We start from the raw sequence: 17581 nt of genomic DNA, 5'->3' as shown, positions 1-17581 counted from the left end.
TCATTGTACGAAGCGGTTCGAGTGATGCGCACGACTTGAAGCTTATTGAGGGTCATAGCTCACTCCGGAGAATCGCCAAGAGAATTGGCAAGCCAATTGACGTGGAGACTAAAATGAGTATCTTTCCAAGTCCGCCACCTGTCATTAATAATCAACTGAGTTGCCCCTCTTTTCTGATTCGAGAACTAGAAGAAATGATCCGTCCGCGCAAACCGGCTGCCAATAGTGCGTTCGGAACCCCAGCTGTAGTGCGTACCTGATTCTGAGGGGAGCGAACTGCAGCTCCTTCAACCGAGATTTCTCTGGAGCGCCGCCGGATTCTGGAATGGGCGCATGAAAGCGACCTGCCGTCCGCGTGGGTGCCTGCAACTGCCGATTCGACACAATGCGCCGGCGCGACTCAAGCGACTAAGTACTGCCCCGGAAACGGGTTTGAGAGAGATGCATGGGGCGTCCGCGGGGCCTAGATCTTGATGGTGCCGGTCACCAAGCCATAGATCCCGCCGAGAGCGGCAGCAATCGTCACTACGAATATCAACAACTCGACACCGGAGAACAGCCGAGCGCTCTGCTCCTTCCTGGCCCAGAAATAAAGCACCGTACCGGCCAGGCAGAGCACTGCCATCAGCAGAACATATTCGAGCCCGGCAGCCACGAACATGAACAGGGTGTAGATAACGGCAAGCGCACCGATCACCAGGTCGCGTCCTCGCTCGCCGGAAGTGTGCTCGTAGCCTTCGCCGCCGCGCGCCACCTGCACGCCGTAGATGGCAACCAGCAAGTACGGCAGCAGTGCGGTGACACTGGTCATGTCCAGCATGAGGTTGAAGGCATCGCGCGACCAGAACGTCGAAATGACGAAGCAGGAAACCACCCCGTTGGTGAGCCAGAGCGCGTTGGCCGGAACCGCGTTGGCGTTCTGCGTCCCAAAGACCCTGGGCATGTCTTTGGAGCCGGCGGCGGCGAACAGCACTTCGGCACAGATAAGCGACCAGGCGAGGTAGGCGCCGAGGACCGAAACCAGGACGCTGATCGAGATGAACACCGCCCCCCAGTGGCCGACGACCAGCTCCAAGGCCCCCGCCAACGAAGGATTGGCAACCCCTGCGATGACCGCCCGTGGCGCTACGGCGTAAGGCAGGAGGGTTACCGCCACCATCAGGCCGGTAACGGCGACGAATCCCAGGATGGTGGCGCGACCGACGTCCGAGCGAGTCCGCGCATAGCGCGAGTAGACGCTGGCCCCTTCGATGCCGATGAACACAAAGACGGTGATCAGCATCGTGTCCCGCACTTGCTGCAGGAGGGGCTTCTCCGGCATGCCGGTGCCGCCGAAGAAGTTCTCGGCGAATTGATCGTAGTGAAAGAAGAAGATGAACGAGAGGATGGCCACTAGGATCGGCACGATCTTCGCGATGGTCACCACGGTATTGATATAGGCGGCCTGCTCGACCCCACGCAGGATGAGGAAGTGGAACAGCCAGATGCCGACCAGCGAGACGGCGATGGCCGGGGCGCTGCTGCCATCGCCGAAGACCTCGGGAAAGAAGCGCCCGAGCGTCGAGCCGATCAGCACCCAGTAGAAGACATTGCCCAGGCAACTGCCCAGCCAGTAGCCGAATGCCGACAGAAAGCCTACGTAGTCGCCGAACCCGGCCTTGGCGTAGGCGAAGACGCCAGAGTCGATGTCCGGGCGCTTCGCGGCCAGGGTCTGGAACACCCGAGCCAGCATGTACATTCCGGTGCCGGCGATCGCCCAGGCGATGATGGCGCCGAAAGGACCGGTCGCGATGGCGAAGCGTCCCGGCAGGTTGAAGATGCCAGCACCGACCATGGAGCCGACAACCATCGCGAAAAGCGCAAGCAGAGAGAGCTTGGTGACGGGGCGTTCACTCACGTTGACCTCCAATATCCCTGGCTGCCATGGGAAAGGCTTGCAGATGCTGCGCGAGGCAGGTGGCTCGGCTGGCGCAGAGTATAGCCACAGACATAACGCACATCGGGCATGAGGCAGAAGTTGCCGAGCGTCACCGTTTTCAGAAGTTTCTCGGCCATACCGTTGCTCTGCGAGCGGCACAACGAGAGGCAGTGGCAGCTGGCCAATCTGCCGAACAAGGGTACGGGCTGTTCAGCGGTACAAGTCAGCTGGTTTCACGCAGCCACTGCACAGACGTCGACGGCAACGCTCCGCCAGGGTGTTGCTCGCAGGCCTTCAGCACCGCATTGCGAGGGATGCCCGGCAATATCTGAAGTTTCAACCATTTTCAAATCGACCATGGCAACGGGGTGAAACCCAGGCGAGCGGATCATGAGGAGAAGCCGCTCATGCCAGGTAAGACGAGCGCATCCAACCTGCCCGAAAGCTGCAATTAGTCTCTGGAGGGCTGACGCGAACATATGTCCGCTATGGGTCCAGGCTGTGTGAAAACGTCGTCCTCGCCTAGAGTTGCTGGAGCAACCTCAGCGGGGCGGCGTATGAAGCGATTCATCGAAGAGACGAGCCGGGCACAAGTCAGCTTGCTTCCCGAATGCCTGGATGACTTCGTCGCCGAAGACAACCCGATCCGCGTGGTCGAAGCCTTCGTCGAGCAACTCGATCTGGTGGCCCTGGAGTTCGATGGGGTCACTCCTGCCGTAACTGGGCGACCGTCCTATCACCCCGCCGTACTGCTGAAGGTCTACATCTACGGTTACCTCAACCGCATTCAATCCAGCCGTCGCCTGGAGCGCGAATGCCAGCGCAACCTCGAGCTGATGTGGCTGACTGGGCGACTGGCTCCGGACTTCAAAACCATTGCCGACTTCCGGCGCGACAACGGCAAAGCCATTCGCAATGTCTGCCGGCAGTTCGTCGTGCTGTGTCGCCAACTCGATTTGTTCTCCCAGTCGCTCGTGGCTATCGACGGCAGCAAATTCAAAGCGGTCAACAACCGTGATCGCAACTTCACCCACGGCAAGTTGCGCGCCCGGATGGAGCAGATTGAAAAAAGCATCGACCGCTATCTGGCAGCGATGGACACCGCCGACCGAACTCAATCCGATGTCGCCGAAGCCAAGGCCAGTCGCCTCCAGGACAAAATCGAGAAACTCCGCCAGCAGATGCAGGCGCTCAAGGAGATGGAGCAGCAGCTACGTGAAGCACCGGATGGGCAAGTCTCGCTCACCGATCCGGATGCACGCTCCATGGCTACCAGCGGCAAAGGCACCGGCGTAGTCGGCTACAACGTGCAGACTGCGGTCGATACCCAGCACCACCTGATCGTTGCGCACGAAGTCACCAACGTCGGCCATGACCGTGCGGCGCTCGCCTCGATGGCCGAGCAGGCTCGAGAGGCCACCGGGTCTGAAAGACTTAGTGTTGTTGCCGATCGAGGCTACTTCAGCGGGGTGGAAATCCTCGCGTGCGAGCAGGCGGGCATTACTCCCTTCGTGCCCAAGCCGATGACCTCCAGCAGCAAGGCTGAAGGGCGTTTTGGTAAACAGGACTTCGTCTACATAGCCGCTGATGATGAGTACCAATGTCCTGCTGGGCAGCGTGCAATCAAGCGCTTCTCGACGGTGGAAGATGGCCTCGAGTTGGATGCTTACTGGAGTTCTGCCTGCCCGAGCTGCCCGATACGCAGCAGCTGCACCACGAGCAGTTATCGCCGACTCAAACGCTGGCGGCACGAGGCGGTGCTGGAGGCCATGCAGCAGCGGCTGGATCGCGAACCCGAGATGATGAGCGTGCGCCGCCAGACCGTGGAGCACCCGTTTGGCACGCTCAAACATTGGATGGGCGCGACGCACTTCCTGACCCGAACACTCCCCCGAGTCAGCACGGAAATGAGCCTGCATGTGCTGGCCTACAACCTCAAGCGGCTGATGAGCATCTTTGGCGTCACCGGTGCAATGGAGGCAATGCGGGCCTGAGGCCGGCCATTTTCCGGCGTCTCTCCACCACAAAAACCGCTGCAGATCGCCTCAGCAGGTACTGGCAGCGGCTAACAGCCTGTGGTCGATCCAGTCGCACGCTCCTTCGGGGCCCAATTCCAAATGCGGTTCTGATGTAAGTACTTCGACGTTTTCACACAGCCTGGGTCGGTAGCGGACTATCGCTTGGAGACAAGGCTGCCCCGTGCCCTCTTAACCAAGTCATGCGACACATGCTGACAAAATGTGGACGCTCTCCTACCAAGACGAGAGCGTCCAAGAACTCAAAGAGTACAAGTCAGAGCCGGTTCACTCAGAAGCTCACATTCAGCCCCAATCGAATGCCGTTGTCCTTGTAGCCGTCGCCGAACTGCCCGGAGTAACCCAGGCCCACGGTGGTGCCGCTGGCGACCTGCGCGGTCACGCCCAGTTGCGCCAGGGCGGTGTCCTGCGCCAGCGGTGTGCCTTTGACGGTGAAGGAATCGCCACCGGCAAATGACAGCTGGCGCTTGGGGTCGAGGTCGTCGAACGTGTGTTGCCAGCCGAGTGTGCCTTGCAGCGCGAGCGGCACCGAGCCCAGGGTGGTCAGCGCCGTCGAGGCGTGCAGGCCGAGGCTGCCGTAGGTCACTTCGTCCTTCTCGCTGTCGCCGTGCAGGGCGCTGCTGCCGCCGTGTTCCTTGAAGCTGTCGCTGTCGACCTTGACGTGCGCCAGGCCGGCGAAGGGTTCCAGGGTGAAGTCGCCGGCGGCGATGGCGTAGCCCAGTTCGCCGAAGACCTGCGTGGTGTTGGCGTCGTAGCTCGCCTTGTCGTGCTCGGCGAGGCCGCCGGCCTGGACGTGGCGGCTGCTGTCGATGTCATTCCACGCCTGCGACGCGCCCAGGCGCAGGTTGATGGCGTCCCATTGACCGGCGGCGAACAGGCTCAGCGAGGTGCTGTCGATGTCGGCTGAGGAGCTGCGGGCATCTACGTCCAGGTTGCTGCTGCCGTAACCGACCGCCATGCCCATGCGCCAGTTGTCACCAACCGGCAGGTCGATGCCCAGCAGGGTGCCGCGGCTGTCGTGATCCAGGCGCGCGGTGTTGCTGTTGCCGCTGGTGTCGCCCCAGCCGCCATAGCCTTGCAGCCAGAAGGTCATGCCGCTGTCGGCATCGGTGTGCAGGATGGCGTCGGTGGAGGCTTGCCCCTGGGCCGCGCGCAGGCGCTGGCCAATGGCGTCGCGCACGTAGCGGCTGTCGTCGAACAGCGCGCCCTGGGTGCTGGCATGCAGTTCGCCGGAGAGGCTGTCGTAGGCAGTCTGAGCTTGCTCGGCGGAGAGTACGCTGATGGCGTTGTACAACGTGCCGGTGCCCAGCGATTCGATGTTGGCAGCGATCGTGCGCTGATTGTAGGTACGACCCGCCGAGATGAAGCTGACGCCGTTGCGCTCCAGGGTCAGTTCTACGCCACTCGCACTGTAGGCCAGTTCCGGGGTGAGGAATGCCAGGTTGCTGCTGACAGTGGCGAAGGTGCCGTTGAGCGCGGCAGCCTGGACGATGCCGTAGGTGGTGCTGGGTGCCCAATCGCCCGCCCCGGCGAGTACCTGGAGGTTGGCGCCGGCGAGGGTGACGGTGCTGGTCGAGATCAGCTTGTCCGAGCTGCCGTCAGGGTTGGCTTCGATCTGCAAGGTGGAGCCGGCGGCCAGGTTGACGTCGCCGTCGACGTGCAGCGTGCCGATGGAGTTGCCCGGATTGAGCGTGGCGCCGCTGGCGACGTCAAGGCGGCCAACGAGGGTGCCATGGCCACCCAGCAAAGCGCCGTTGGCGACCTGCACATCGCTGGCCAGGCTCGCCGTGCTGCCGCTGGCACCGCCGATGATCAGGCTGCCGGCATTGACCTGGGTTCCACCGGTGATGCTGGACTGGCCGTTGAGCACCAGTTTGCCGCTGCCGGTCTTGCTCAGGCTGCCGGCGCCGTTGAGGTTGCCATCGTAGACGCTGTTGGTGTTGTTGCTGCCCACCTGCAGTTCGCTGCCCGCTGCAAGGGCCAGGTCGCCCTCACCGCTCAAGGCACCCAGCACGGTGGTGCCACTGACACCGACCGCAGCGGCATCGCTGACGTTCAGGCTGGCATTGCCCAGGGCATTGTCGCCGCTCAGGGTCAGGCCGCCGTCGAGGATGTTGAGAGCCCCGCTGAAGGTATTGTCACCGCTCAGGGTCAGGTTGCTGGCGCCCTGTTTGGTCAGCGAACCGGCACCGCTGATGACGCCGGCCAAGTTCAGGTCATTGCTGCCGGCGAGGGTCAGTTCACCGGCGAGGGTGACGGCATTGTTCAGCGTGAGTGCCGCACTGCTGTCCAGCGTGGTGCCTGCGGCTGCGGTCAGGCTGCCACTACCCAGGGCGCCTGCGTTGCCCAGCACCAGCGTGCCGCCATTGAGCAGGGTGCCGCCGCTATAGGTGTTGGCGCCGTTGAGTGCCAGTGCGCTGCTGCCGTTCTTGGCCAGCGAGCCATTCCCGCCCACGTTGCCGTTCAGGGTCAGGTCGTGGCTGCCGGCCAGGGTCAGTTCGCCATTGAGGGTTACTGCATTGTTCAGCGCCAAGGCCGCACTGTTGTCCAGCGTGGTGCCGTTGGCGGCGGTCAGGCCGCCGCTGCCCAGGGCGCCGGCATTGCCCAGCACCAACGTGCCGCCATTCAGGGCGGTGCCGCCGGTGTAGCTGTTGTTGCCATTGAGCAGCAGAGTACCGGCGTCCAGTTTGGCCAGGGTACCAGCGCCAATGAGGCTGACATCCAACGAAGCAACCTTGCCGCTGTCGACGCGCACGGCAGCAGTACCATTGGTACCGTTGACCAACTGCAGCATGCCCGAGCTACCGCCAGCAAGGGTGTAGCCATCGCTCAGGAACTGCAGGCCTGTCACGCTCTGGGTGCCATCAACGGTGACCACGCCACTGGCACCCTGGAATACCGCGAAGGTGTTGTTCCAGGCCCCGTTGAGGTCTGCATTGGCGGTGGTCCAGTTGGCATTGGCGCTGTTCCAGGTACCAGTGCCGCCTTCGATGATGCCATTACCCGTCAGCTGGCTGCCATCCCAGAATCGGACATTCGAATCGCCGCCCACTACCAGGTTGACCTGGCCGTAGACGCTGGTTTGCAGTCCCAGTTCGCTGAGAGGAACCCCACTTCCGAGCGTCCCAAACGTCAGGCCGTTGTCGGTCAGCGCTCCACCGTAATCGAACAGGCGGTACACGCCGGCACCGAACCCACCCGCGTCGGAGATATTGAGCTGGCCGTCCAGGGTCAGGTTACCGGCAACATCTGCCAGGCCTGGCTCACCCAGCACTGGAGCGCCCAGCGCTGCGTCGACAGACGATCCGCTGTTGAGTACCAGCGAGCCCAGGCCCAGGACGCCACCGCTCGCGAGGCTCAGATGGCCACCACTGCCGATCGTGACCGCACCACCCACGTCGCCTCCACCGGCCAGGGTCGCGCCGCTCTGCACAGCGACACTGCCATTAACCAGAGTGCCATCGACCCGCAGGGTGCCGGCATTGAGCTGCACGCCGCCGCTGAAGTTGTTGCTGCCATTGAGCGCAAGGGTCGCCGAACCGTTCTTGGTCAGCCCGCCACTCCCGAGAATGCTGCCGTTCAGCGTCAGGTCGTGACTACCGTCGATGGTCAGGTTACCGGTCACCTGGACGCTGTTGCCGATCGTCCGTGCGGCAGTGGTGTCCAGGGAGGTGTTGGCGGAAGCCCGCAGGAAACTGCTGCCCAGGGCCGTGTTGCTGTCGAGGATCAGCTTGCCACTGGTCAGCTGGAAGGTGTTGGCCAGGCCAGCGCTGTTACCACTCAGGGTCAGGTCGCCCGCCCCTGTCTTGGTCAGCGTACCGGTGCCGCTGAGCGCACCGGAAAGGCTGGTGGCGGTGTCGTTGTTCAGGGTCAGGTTGCGAGTGGACAGGTTGATCGCGTTACCGATGTTGAGCCCACTGACATCCATGCCGGAGTTGGCCGTCAGGCTCAGTTGGCCGCTGCCCAGGGCGGTGTTGTTCTGCAGCACGAGGTAACCGCCGCCAAGGGTAGAGTTGCCGGTGAAGTCGTTGGCGCCGCTCAGGGTGAGGGTATTGGCGCCGGCCTTGTTCAGCCCGCCGGTACCGGAGACTTTCCCCGACAGGGTCAGGTTGCTGGTGCCGGTCAGGGTCAGGTTGCCATTGAGCTGGACCAGGTTGGTCAGGGTCCGTGCGCTGCTGGTATCCAGGGCCCCCGTGCCACCGACGCCGGCAGTGATGGTGGCTGCACCGATGTCGCCGAGATTGCCCAGGGTCAGCTTGCCGCCATTGATGAACGCGCCGCCGCTGACATCGTTCACGGCATTCACGGTGACGTTGCCAGCGTTGACGAACAGGCCACCGGCGATCGAGTTGGCTCCGTTGAGGATCAGGTTGCCGCCGTTGCTGAACAGGCCGCTGGCGAAGCTGTTGGCGTTGCTCAGGGTCAGGTCGCCGCCGGAGGTGGACTTGGTCAGAGAGCCAGTGCCATTGATCAGTCCGCTGAGGGTCAGGGCGCCGACGTTGTCCACCGTGAGGTTGGCGCCGTTGAGGTTGATGGCATTGTTCACCGTCATCGCGCCCGTGGTCGCCAGGATGCTGGCACCGGTGACGTTGAGCCCCTGGGGGCCAAGCCCAGCGACATTGCCGAGGGTTATGGTGCCGCCTGCAAGGGTGGTGCCGCCGGTGAAGTTGTTGGCGCCACCAAGAGTCAGGTTGCCGGTACCGGTCTTGGTCAGAGCACCACTTCCGGTGAGCATGCCGTCGAGCGACAGGGCATTGGTACCGGTGGTGACCGTCAGACCGTTGGTGCCGAGGGTAATGCCACTGGCCACCGTCGCCCCGGCGGTCGCAGCCCCCAGGGCACCGCCGTTGGCGGTAATACCGGCGCCGGTCAGCGCGGCACTATCGACATTGAGCAGGCCGCCGCTGAGCAATACGCTCGGGCTGATGGCACTGGCGCTGAACAACTGGTTGGTCAGCGACCAGGTACCGCCAGTGACCACCAGGTTGTTGAAGTTGACGTAGTTGCTGCCGTTGATGCTGCCGGTATTGGACTGGCTGTTGTCGGGGTTCAGTTGCAGGTACAGGGTGTTGCCGTTATTGAGGGTACCGCCGTTGACGAACCCGGTGGCGGCATAGGTGAGGCCCAGGCTGATGATGCTCGGCAGGTCGAGGGCGACGCCGTTGCCCTTGTTCACCGATGACCCGGTACTGGCGTAGAAGCTGTTGGACAGGCCGCCGGCCCCCAGGTTGACGCTCCCGTTGATGGTGCCGCTGTTGGTGAAGGTGTTGCCGATGCCTCCCAGGGACACGGCCTGCAGCGCCACCCGGCCGGTGATGGTGCCGGTGTTGGTCACAGTGTTCCTGGCGCCGCCACGCATGGCGACTACCGGGATATCTTCTTCCGGGACATTACTGTTGCTCAGCGCCGTGGCGCCGATCAGCCCGGAGTTCTGCAGGGTAGAGGAGCCGCCAGCGCCGTTTTCGATGATGACTGCATTACCATCCAGGCTGCCCATGAGGCCTGCAGGGAGTCCAGTCGTGCTTCCCTTTAGCACACCGCTGGACAGGTTCCTTACGGTCACCGTGCTGCCGGCGGCATTGGAAATTTTCAGGCCGGTGGTCTGTGCGGACATTCCAGCGAGCAAGGCCGGATCAATCCGCCCGCTGTTGTTGACAGTGACCCCGGTGCCGGTGAGGCTGACCACCGGGGTGCCCTGTATTATTGGCGTGATGGTCGCGCCGCTCACTACGTTGAAGGTCAGGTTGGAGTTTGCCGCTGACTGATTACCAATCGTTGCTCCACTGCAGGTAAGAATACTTCCTGCAGTGGAGCAGACCGCTAGCGCATCGGGGCTGGATGCGGCGCTGATCAAACCGGCTGCGCTAAGCGCTACAGCGAGGGCCAGGGGGTGACGACGTACGCGAAATACGGAAGATGCTCGACTGCCCACAACACTGCTCCATTTGTCGCTCGCAATTCATCCCTGAAGCACAGAACTACCCAGCGCTTAACGAACTGGAAAATCCTGTAGCAGTAGAAAGGCTGAGCTTGGCGAATTGTTTTTTTGATGGTGGCCTTTTTACTTCAAATGGCCACCACATGAACAGCGCTGTTCATCCCCTTTCAAGGGAGGCTCCGGATTTTGAAGGTGAGATAGCAGCGGAAGAGTCAGAGTCCTCCGCTGAGAGTCCAGCTCAAAACTGAGCTTCGAATGCCTTGTTGAGCGCCACGCAATCGGTGCTCAGGGTCGACTGATGGAACATCTCTTCCACGTACTGCGTGGCGAATTGTTCCAGGCGCTGTGCACGAAGTGCTTCACGCAATTGCTCACGAACTTCTTCAAGCCCGCCGATGCGGGCCGGCCAAGATTCAACGCCTCGCGGACGTTGCTGGGCAAAACCACCGCTGCGCGGCAATGCCAGGGGGAGTGAGCAGGCTTTATTAGCGGCTCAGAAAGATCAGATTGGCCTGTCGAGAAAGACCTCGACACCAACTTCTCCCGTCCGGAGGTCAACTCAGGGACAGCGATTACCCTGGGCGGGTTAACGGATTCCACTGAGCGTCCGCTATGGGTCGGTAGCTGCCTCTCGCCGAGGGGGGAGCCGGGAAGCGAACCCGCCCCTGTAGCTCGCGCAGAAATGAATGATCCACTTGTTTCATCCAAATCCATTACAGTTCCCATCCAAGGCCAAATCACCTGGACACTGAATGGACAAGCAACAGATCGAGAAGCTGATCGAAACGGAGTTCGACTCTCTGCCTCGAGTACTGCAGCAGGCGGCAAAATTCGTCATCAGCAACCCCACGGAAGTGGCTCTCGACTCCATGCGTGGAGTGGCACGCAAAGCTGGCGTTCAACCTGCTGCGATGCTGCGCCTCGCAAGACACCTGCGATTCGACAACTACGAAGTCTTTCGCGAGCACTTCCGAACCTGGCTGGCCGATCGTGATTCGCCACTGACTGATCGAGCCAAGGCGCTTCGCCAAGGGCCGCACGGTGACGCCAATGCAGAGCTGGTGAGCCTGTGGCTCGACGCGGAGTCGCATAACCTCGTCCAGACCCTGGGAGCCGAACGACATCCGTCCATAGCCGACGCACTTCTTCTCCTGCAGCAAGCTGGGCGCATTTACGTAATGGGCCTGCGCAGCCTGTTCTCGGCCGCTTTCTACTTCAACTACACCTGCAGCATGTTCATGGATAACGTGACCATGGTAACGAGTATCGGCGGCACCTTTGCCGATGAGCTTCGGCGCATCAGTGAACGGGACGTACTCCTGGTGTTCAGTTATCACCCCTATACCCAGGACTCGCTGAAGGCGATCGCTTTCGCTACGGAGCGCGGTGCAAAGATCATCACGGTCACGGACAGTCCTTTGGCGCCCACAGCTCCCGCGGCGAGCTGTGTTCTGCTAGCCCCCAACACCACCCCTTCCCTGCTTCCGTCCGTGTTACCGGCCCTGGCGGTTTCGCAGACTCTGGCCGCCCTGCTGATCGCCAACAGTGCCGACACGAGCATGCAGGAGGTCGCCAACAGCGAGGCCCAGCTCCGCCATTTCAATGTCTACGTGAAAGAGCGCTGAGGCCTCTCGGCGCACCCCAAAGGTACTCCGCCGACCGTTTGCAACATTCGTTTCAAAACCCAGTTGACGCTCCCTGCAACGAGCCTTATGCTCGCCCCGAAATGAAACACATGTTTCATTCAAAATAAAAAATGAAACACTTGATCTGCCAACAATAACTCCAACGAGGCCCCGGAAATGAGTGATTCCACCCCCTCTGTAGCCCATAAAGGCGAGGCCAAGCTGAGTCGTGCGCTCAAGCAACGCCACGTAACCATGATCTCGCTTGGCGGGATCATCGGCGCAGGCCTGTTCGTAGGCAGCAGCGCCGTCATCACCACCATTGGCCCAGCCGCTGTACTCAGCTACGCGCTGGCCGGACTGGTCGTCCTGCTGGTCATGCGCATGCTCGGCGAGATGGCTATTGCGATTCCCGGCATTGGTGCCTTCACCGAATACAACCGCGTCGGCCTGGGCGACTGGGCAGGCTTCACCTCCGGCTGGCTGTACTGGTACTTCTGGGTGATCGTGGTTGCCGTGGAAGTCGTCGTAGGCGCCGGCATGCTGCATCGCTGGATACCCGTGCCCGAATGGATCATCGGCATAGTGCTGCTGAGCACCATGACCGTGGTGAATCTGCTCTCGGTACGCTCCTACGGCGAGTTCGAATACTGGTTCGCCTCGCTGAAGGTCGCCGCGATCATCGTCTTCATCGTCGTCGCTGCCTCCTACGCGCTGGGCATCACCTCCCCTGCCCCGACCTTCGGCAACATCGTCGAGCATGGCGGCTTCATGCCGTTCGGCTTCCAGGCAGTGATCGCCGGCGTACCCATGGTGATCTTCGCCATCTGCGGCGCCGAGATCGCCACCATTGCAGCGGCAGAGTCGGACGAGCCGGCTCGCGGCGTCGCCAGCATGACCCGCTCGGTCATCGTGCGGGTGCTGACCTTCTACGTCGGTTCGATCCTGCTGATCGTCTGCGTCGTGCCCTGGGATACGCTGAAAGCAGGCCACTCACCGTTCGTGGCGGCCATGGACCTGATGAACATTCCGTACGCCGGCGACATGATGAATGCCGTGGTGCTGATTGCTGTCCTCAGTTGCCTGAACTCGGGGCTGTATGTTGCTTCCCGTGTGCTGTTCAGTCTCGGCCAGCGGGGCGAAGCTCCCACAGGCATGATCAAGCTGTCGGCAAATCGCGTACCGCAACGCGCCATTCTGTTCAGCAGCGTTATCGGCTTCGTGGCAGTGCTCAGCTCCATTGTCTCTTCCGAGGGGGTGTTCCTCTGGCTGGTCAACGCCTCGGGCGCAATCATGCTGTTCATCTACCTGCTCATCGCCGCTGCACAGCTGCGCATCCGCTCGCGCTTCGAGCGGGAAGCCCCCCAGGCGCTCAGCTTGCGTATGTGGTTGTTCCCCTGGCTTACCTACGCCGTGATCGCAGCGATCTCCGCAATGCTCATTGCAATGGCGCTACGTCCTGAATTCCAGACCCAGTTCGTCGCCTCCGTCGTTCTGCTTGCCGTCGTGCTGGCCATCTACAAGCTGCGCAAGACCGCCAGCTCTGGCTCGGCAGCGCACCTCGACCAGATCCTTCGCGCCCGTCGCGCCAACTGACGTCACCGTCATTCTGCGAGCCGCCCAGCGGCGGCTCGCTCACGCTGGAGATACGCATGAACTACCCCGATGACGCCCCCGCCTCTCAACAGATCTATGCGCGTGCCCGTCATGTGCTTCCCGGGGGCAACACCCGTACGACGGTCTACATGAAACCGTTCCCGCTCTATGCAGTTCGCGGTGAAGGTTGCAGAGTCTGGGATGCCGATGGCGCCGAGCGGATCGACTGCATCAACAACTTCACCGCGATGATCCATGGCTACTGCCACCCGAAAGTGGACGAGGCTGTACGCAAGCAACTTGCTCTGGGCACCTGCTTCGGCATGCCCACAGAGAGCGAGATCGAGCTGGCCGAAATCCTCTGTGAACGCCTCGCCGGCGTAGACCAGGTACGCTTCACCAACTCCGGTACCGAAGCCGTGATGATGGCGCTCAAGGCCGCACGAGCCTTCACCGGCAGAGAGAAGATCGCCAAGGTCGAAGGTGCCTATCACGGCTCTTACGACTACGCCGAGGTGAGCCTGGACTCCGCACCCGCGAACTGGGGCGACTCGGCACCGACTTCCACACCCTATGCCAAAGGCACTCCCACCGGTGTGCTCGATGACGTGGTGGTGCTGCCGTTTAACAATACCGAACTCACCGAGCGTCTTCTCCGCGAGCAAGCCGGCCAACTGGCCGCCGTGCTCGTTGACCCGATGCCCAACCGTGCCGGCCTCGTACCGGCTACTGCCGAGTACATGGCATGCCTGGCTCGCGTAGCGAAAGAAACCGGCACTCTGCTTATCTTCGACGAGGTGATCAGCCTGCGTCTGGGCTACCACGGTGCCCAGGGCATCTGGGGCGTGAAACCCGACCTCACCACCCTGGGCAAGATCATCGGTGGCGGTTACCCCATCGGTGCCGTGGGTGGTCGTGAAGAAGTGATGGCCGTGTTCGATCCCACCTCGGGCAAGCCAGCGCTCCCACACGGCGGCACCTTCTCCGCCAACCCCATCAGCATGCGAGCGGGCATTGCCAGCCTGCGTCTGCTCGACAAGCCTGCTTTCGAACGTCTCGAAGCTATCGGCAATCGGGTTCGCCAGGGTATCGATGCCGCCTTCGAGCGCCTGGGCATTCCAGGACGCACCACCGGTCGCGGTTCATTGCTGAAGGTTCACTTCACTAACAACGCGGTGGTGGATTACCGCAGCGCCTACCAGAACGCAGACACCGCCAAGCTGCTGGCCACCTTCAATCTTGGCTTGCTCAACCGAGGCGTCCTGGCAGCCAGCTATGGTCTGATGGCGCTCTCGACCAGCATGTCAGACGCTGACATCGATCAGGTGATTGCCGCGGCCGAAGGTGCCTTGCACGACGTCGTACAGAGCCTGGAAACGGCCCAAGCAGTTTGAGAGGTACTTCCAAGATGAATCAGCCCATCAACAGCAGCCCGTACTGGTGGGAGGCAGCACCACTCGCCAGGGTCACCGGCGAGCAGTTGCCGAACTACAGCGACGTGGTGATCGTGGGCGCCGGCATCACGGCCATGTGCGCAGCCATCCCCCTTCTTCGAGCGGGACGCAGCGTGACTATCGTCGATGCCGGAGAGATCGGCAGCGGTGCCAGCACTCGTAATGCCGGATACATATCGCGCTCCTTCAAGCACAGCTTCGGCGACCTTGAACGCAAGCACGGCCAGGACTATGCCATCCAGTTGCACCGGGAACTGCAGCAGTCCGTGGACTCCGTACGCCACATGGTGCAGAGCGAATCGATCGACTGTGATCTTCAGATGATCGGTCGCTTCATGCCAGCCCCAACGGCAGCAGCCTATGAAGCCCTGGCGAATGACCTGGATACCCAGCGTCGGCACCTGGGTTTCGAGTTCGAGATGATTCCCCGTGAACGAGTCCGTGACGAACTCGCCACGGACATTTATCAAGGTGGAGCCCTGCTGCCCGACCTGGGTGGACTGCACCCTGGCAAGTACCACGCAGGGCTTCTCGCCAGCGCACTGAAATCAGGCGCGACGGTGATCCCCAATACCCACGTCAGCAACCTTCAACCGCAAGGCGATAGCCAGGTACGAGTGGAGACATCGCGTGGCGAAATCAGGGCCAGGGATGTGGTCGTGGCTACCAATGGCTACACCGACTCTCTGCTCCCCTGGCTGCGTCGTCGCATCATCCCATTCGACGCACACATGATCTCCACCGAGGCCCTGTCCCCGCAGTTGGTGAAGCGAATAATCCCCAATGGTCGGGTATGCATCGACACCAACCACAACCCGTTCTTCGTGCGCCAATCGCCGGATGGCACCCGCCTGCTGTTCGGCGCCCTCACGGGCGAGCAGCCCGATACTCCTGAGAAGAAGGGCGAGCGCTTGCGCGCGTTGCTGTGCCGCCTGCTACCGGACCTGGGCCAGGTAGCCATCGAGCATTCCTGGACTGGCCGCTGCAGCGGAACCTTTGATCTGTACCCGCACCTGGGCACTCATCAGGGCATCCACTACTCGCTGGGCTACTGCTTCGTAGGTGTGCCGATGGGCACCTACCTGGGCGGGAAGATCGCCGCCGGCATTCTCGGTCGCACGGACGCCTTCACGGTCTTCCGTGATCGCAGCTTCCCCAGCCTTCCCCTCTACAGCGAGAAGCCGTGGTTCCTGCCGGCTGTGTTCGGCTACTACCGCTTCCTCGATCGACGCACACCTGCCGGTGCTCTTGCGTGAGCCCTCTTTTGACCAACGGAGTATTCCAATGACAACCCAATTCCCGCGCGTCACTTACGCCACTCAGGGCGAAGACCTTTCAGCGCTGCATGAGTTTCTGGACAAGGAAATCCCGGCGTTTCGCGCCAAATGGCTGGGCCGTCACTGGCCCAATCTGATCGATGGCCAAGCAAGCGAACAAGGCACCCAGTACTCGGCTTTCAGCCCGATCGACAACGAGACACTGCTGGGTACCTTCGTATCCGCCGACACCATTGCCGTTGACCGCGCGGTCCAGGCCGCTCGCAAGCAGTTCAAGACCTGGGGACACACTCCCTGGCAGGAGCGAGTAAAAGCCCTCCAAGGCTGGGTGGAAGTGCTGCGTCGCCGCAAGTACGACATCGCCATCGCCTGCCTGCTGGAGATCGGTAAATCGCGTATCGAAGCACTGGGCGAAGCCGACGAAGTCCTCGATATGGTCGAGTATTACTGTGGCGAGTACGAGCGTAACAACGGCTACCTGCAGCCCCTGCGCCGCGAATTCCCCACCGAGGAAACCAGCACCCGTCTGCGCCCGATCGGTGTGTTCGGGGTGATCGCGCCGTTCAACTTCCCGCTGGTGTTGTCTGTAAACCTGGTCACCGGCGCCCTGCTAGGCGGCAACACCGTGGTGTTCAAGCCCTCGCCCAACTGCGGTATCACCGCCAACCTGCTGGTCGACACTCTGCGTGAAGCGGGCCTGGGGCATCTGATTCATCTGCTCGCCGGCCACGACGAATGCGGCAAGGCACTGGTCGCCCATCCCGAGATCGATGGCATCGCCTTCACCGGCTCCTACGCCACCGGCATGGCGATTCATCGTGAGCTGGCCAAAGCGCCCTACTCCAAGCCGCTGATCGCCGAGATGGGTGGCAAGAACCCCGCCTACGTCTGTGCCAGTGCGAACTTGCAACACGCAGCTCGTGGCGTGGCGCGCTCGGCGTTCGGCCTACAGGGCCAGAAGTGCAGCGCCTGCTCAGTGGTCTACGTCGACAGCAAGGTGAAAGACGAATTTGTCCAGGCACTGATCGCTGAAGCCAACCAGGTCGCCATCGGCGATCCGCAGACTCGCGATGCATGGATGGGCCCGCTCTACGATTCGGCAGCCATCGAGCGTTTCCTCGACGCAGTTCAGACTGCGCGACGCGATGGCGCCGTGCTGTACGGCGGTACCCGTGTGGAGAGCGCACCTTATGCCCAAGGCCATTACGTGGTTCCCGCAGTGGTAGAGCTGCCTAAAGACCATCCCCTGGTTCGTGTAGAGCTGTTCGCCCCGTTCGTAGCAATCCGTTCGGTAGATGGCCTGGAAGCGGCACTGGTAGAAGGCAATGCGGTTAACTACGGGCTCGCGGCTGGCGTCTACACCACCGACGAAGCTGAGCTGCAGTACTTCCTGGAACATGCAGAAGCCGGCGCTCTCTACGCAAACCGTCCCAGCGGTGCTACCACCGGCGCCTGGCCGGGCGTACAGAGCTTCTGCGGCTGGAAGGGATCGGGGATGAGCCACAAAGGTGGCCTGGGCCCTAACTATCTGCCTCAGTACATGCGCGAGCAGAGCCGCACGATTCTTCGTTAAGCCCTCCCTTCGCACCCAGGATCGCCCCGGTTTCTGCCGGGGCGTTTTCATTTCTGGACTGTTTTAGACTTTCGAGCACTGCGCACCACTGCGTAATCGGCACCCGTAACTGACTCGATACTGCCTCTGACCAACGGCAGCTATCGGCCAGGAGCGGACATTGA

General features: G+C 61.9%; 10 protein-coding genes. 7 read left to right on the top strand and 3 right to left on the bottom strand.

The features are described 5' to 3' along the window. Positions 1 to 463 precede the first annotated feature (463 nt). A complete protein-coding gene (locus ACKI1H_RS18325; RefSeq protein ID WP_440465855.1) occupies positions 464 to 1897 on the bottom strand; it encodes a basic amino acid/polyamine antiporter in 1434 nt (477 codons plus the stop codon). 578 nt (positions 1898 to 2475) lie between these two features. On the opposite strand from ACKI1H_RS18325, the gene ACKI1H_RS18320 reads away from it, so the two are divergent. Next, positions 2476 to 3912: an IS1182 family transposase gene (locus ACKI1H_RS18320; RefSeq protein WP_440465640.1), complete on the top strand. Its 1437-nt coding sequence runs from the start codon at positions 2476 to 2478 to the stop codon at positions 3910 to 3912. A gap of 313 nt (positions 3913 to 4225) precedes the next feature. Here ACKI1H_RS18320 and ACKI1H_RS18315 read toward each other — a convergent pair whose 3' ends face one another. Further along, entirely contained in the window at positions 4226 to 9451 is a 5226-nt protein-coding gene (locus ACKI1H_RS18315; protein WP_440465854.1) for an autotransporter domain-containing protein, read from the bottom strand. 22 nt (positions 9452 to 9473) lie between these two features. Here ACKI1H_RS18315 and ACKI1H_RS18310 point away from each other — a divergent pair, with 22 nt between their 5' ends. Continuing rightward, the gene (locus tag ACKI1H_RS18310; RefSeq protein ID WP_440465853.1) at positions 9474 to 9719 is read left to right on the top strand and encodes a hypothetical protein; all 246 of its coding nucleotides are present in this window, start codon (positions 9474 to 9476) and stop codon (positions 9717 to 9719) included. A gap of 411 nt (positions 9720 to 10130) precedes the next feature. On the opposite strand, the gene ACKI1H_RS18305 is transcribed toward ACKI1H_RS18310, so the two are convergent. Beyond that, entirely contained in the window at positions 10131 to 10259 is a 129-nt protein-coding gene (locus ACKI1H_RS18305) for a hypothetical protein (protein WP_440465852.1), read from the bottom strand. Positions 10260 to 10644: 385 nt separating this feature from the next. Between ACKI1H_RS18305 and ACKI1H_RS18300 the strand changes: the two genes are divergently transcribed. From ACKI1H_RS18300 to ACKI1H_RS18280, 5 genes are all read left to right on the top strand, one after another. Next, positions 10645 to 11517 carry a MurR/RpiR family transcriptional regulator gene (locus ACKI1H_RS18300; RefSeq protein WP_440465851.1) on the top strand — a complete coding sequence of 291 codons (873 nt, stop codon included), beginning with the start codon at positions 10645 to 10647 and terminating at the stop codon, positions 11515 to 11517. 177 nt (positions 11518 to 11694) lie between these two features. Next, the gene (locus ACKI1H_RS18295; RefSeq protein ID WP_440465850.1) at positions 11695 to 13113 is read left to right on the top strand and encodes an amino acid permease; all 1419 of its coding nucleotides are present in this window, start codon (positions 11695 to 11697) and stop codon (positions 13111 to 13113) included. Positions 13114 to 13169: 56 nt separating this feature from the next. Further along, the gene (locus tag ACKI1H_RS18290) at positions 13170 to 14507 is read left to right on the top strand and encodes an aspartate aminotransferase family protein (protein ID WP_440465849.1); all 1338 of its coding nucleotides are present in this window, start codon (positions 13170 to 13172) and stop codon (positions 14505 to 14507) included. Between the two features lie 14 nt (positions 14508 to 14521). Continuing rightward, positions 14522 to 15823, top strand: a complete 1302-nt coding sequence (locus tag ACKI1H_RS18285) for an NAD(P)/FAD-dependent oxidoreductase (RefSeq protein WP_440465848.1) — start codon at positions 14522 to 14524, stop codon at positions 15821 to 15823. Positions 15824 to 15851: 28 nt separating this feature from the next. Continuing rightward, complete coding sequence (locus ACKI1H_RS18280) at positions 15852 to 17417, top strand: aldehyde dehydrogenase family protein (RefSeq protein ID WP_440465847.1); 1566 nt, start codon at positions 15852 to 15854, stop codon at positions 17415 to 17417. Positions 17418 to 17581: the final 164 nt, after the last annotated feature.

It is taken from the genome of Pseudomonas sp. YH-1 (assembly GCF_051990045.1).
Lineage (GTDB): Bacteria > Pseudomonadota > Gammaproteobacteria > Pseudomonadales > Pseudomonadaceae > Pseudomonas > Pseudomonas nicosulfuronedens.
Note: the sequence above shows the minus strand (reverse complement) of the source record. Positions and strands in the feature narration are given on the sequence as shown.

What these genes read in the sequence shown, in the direction of transcription:
- ACKI1H_RS18285 (WP_440465848.1), top strand. Translation starts at nt 14,522, where the DNA reads ATGAATCAGCCCATCAACAGCAGCCCGTACTGGTGGGAGGCAGCACCA.
- ACKI1H_RS18320 (WP_440465640.1), top strand. Translation starts at nt 2,476, where the DNA reads ATGAAGCGATTCATCGAAGAGACGAGCCGGGCACAAGTCAGCTTGCTT.
- ACKI1H_RS18295 (WP_440465850.1), top strand. Translation starts at nt 11,695, where the DNA reads ATGAGTGATTCCACCCCCTCTGTAGCCCATAAAGGCGAGGCCAAGCTG.
- ACKI1H_RS18280 (WP_440465847.1), top strand. Translation starts at nt 15,852, where the DNA reads ATGACAACCCAATTCCCGCGCGTCACTTACGCCACTCAGGGCGAAGAC.
- ACKI1H_RS18290 (WP_440465849.1), top strand. Translation starts at nt 13,170, where the DNA reads ATGAACTACCCCGATGACGCCCCCGCCTCTCAACAGATCTATGCGCGT.
- ACKI1H_RS18315 (WP_440465854.1), bottom strand. Translation starts at nt 9,451, where the DNA reads ATGGGCAGCCTGGATGGTAATGCAGTCATCATCGAAAACGGCGCTGGC.
- ACKI1H_RS18300 (WP_440465851.1), top strand. Translation starts at nt 10,645, where the DNA reads ATGGACAAGCAACAGATCGAGAAGCTGATCGAAACGGAGTTCGACTCT.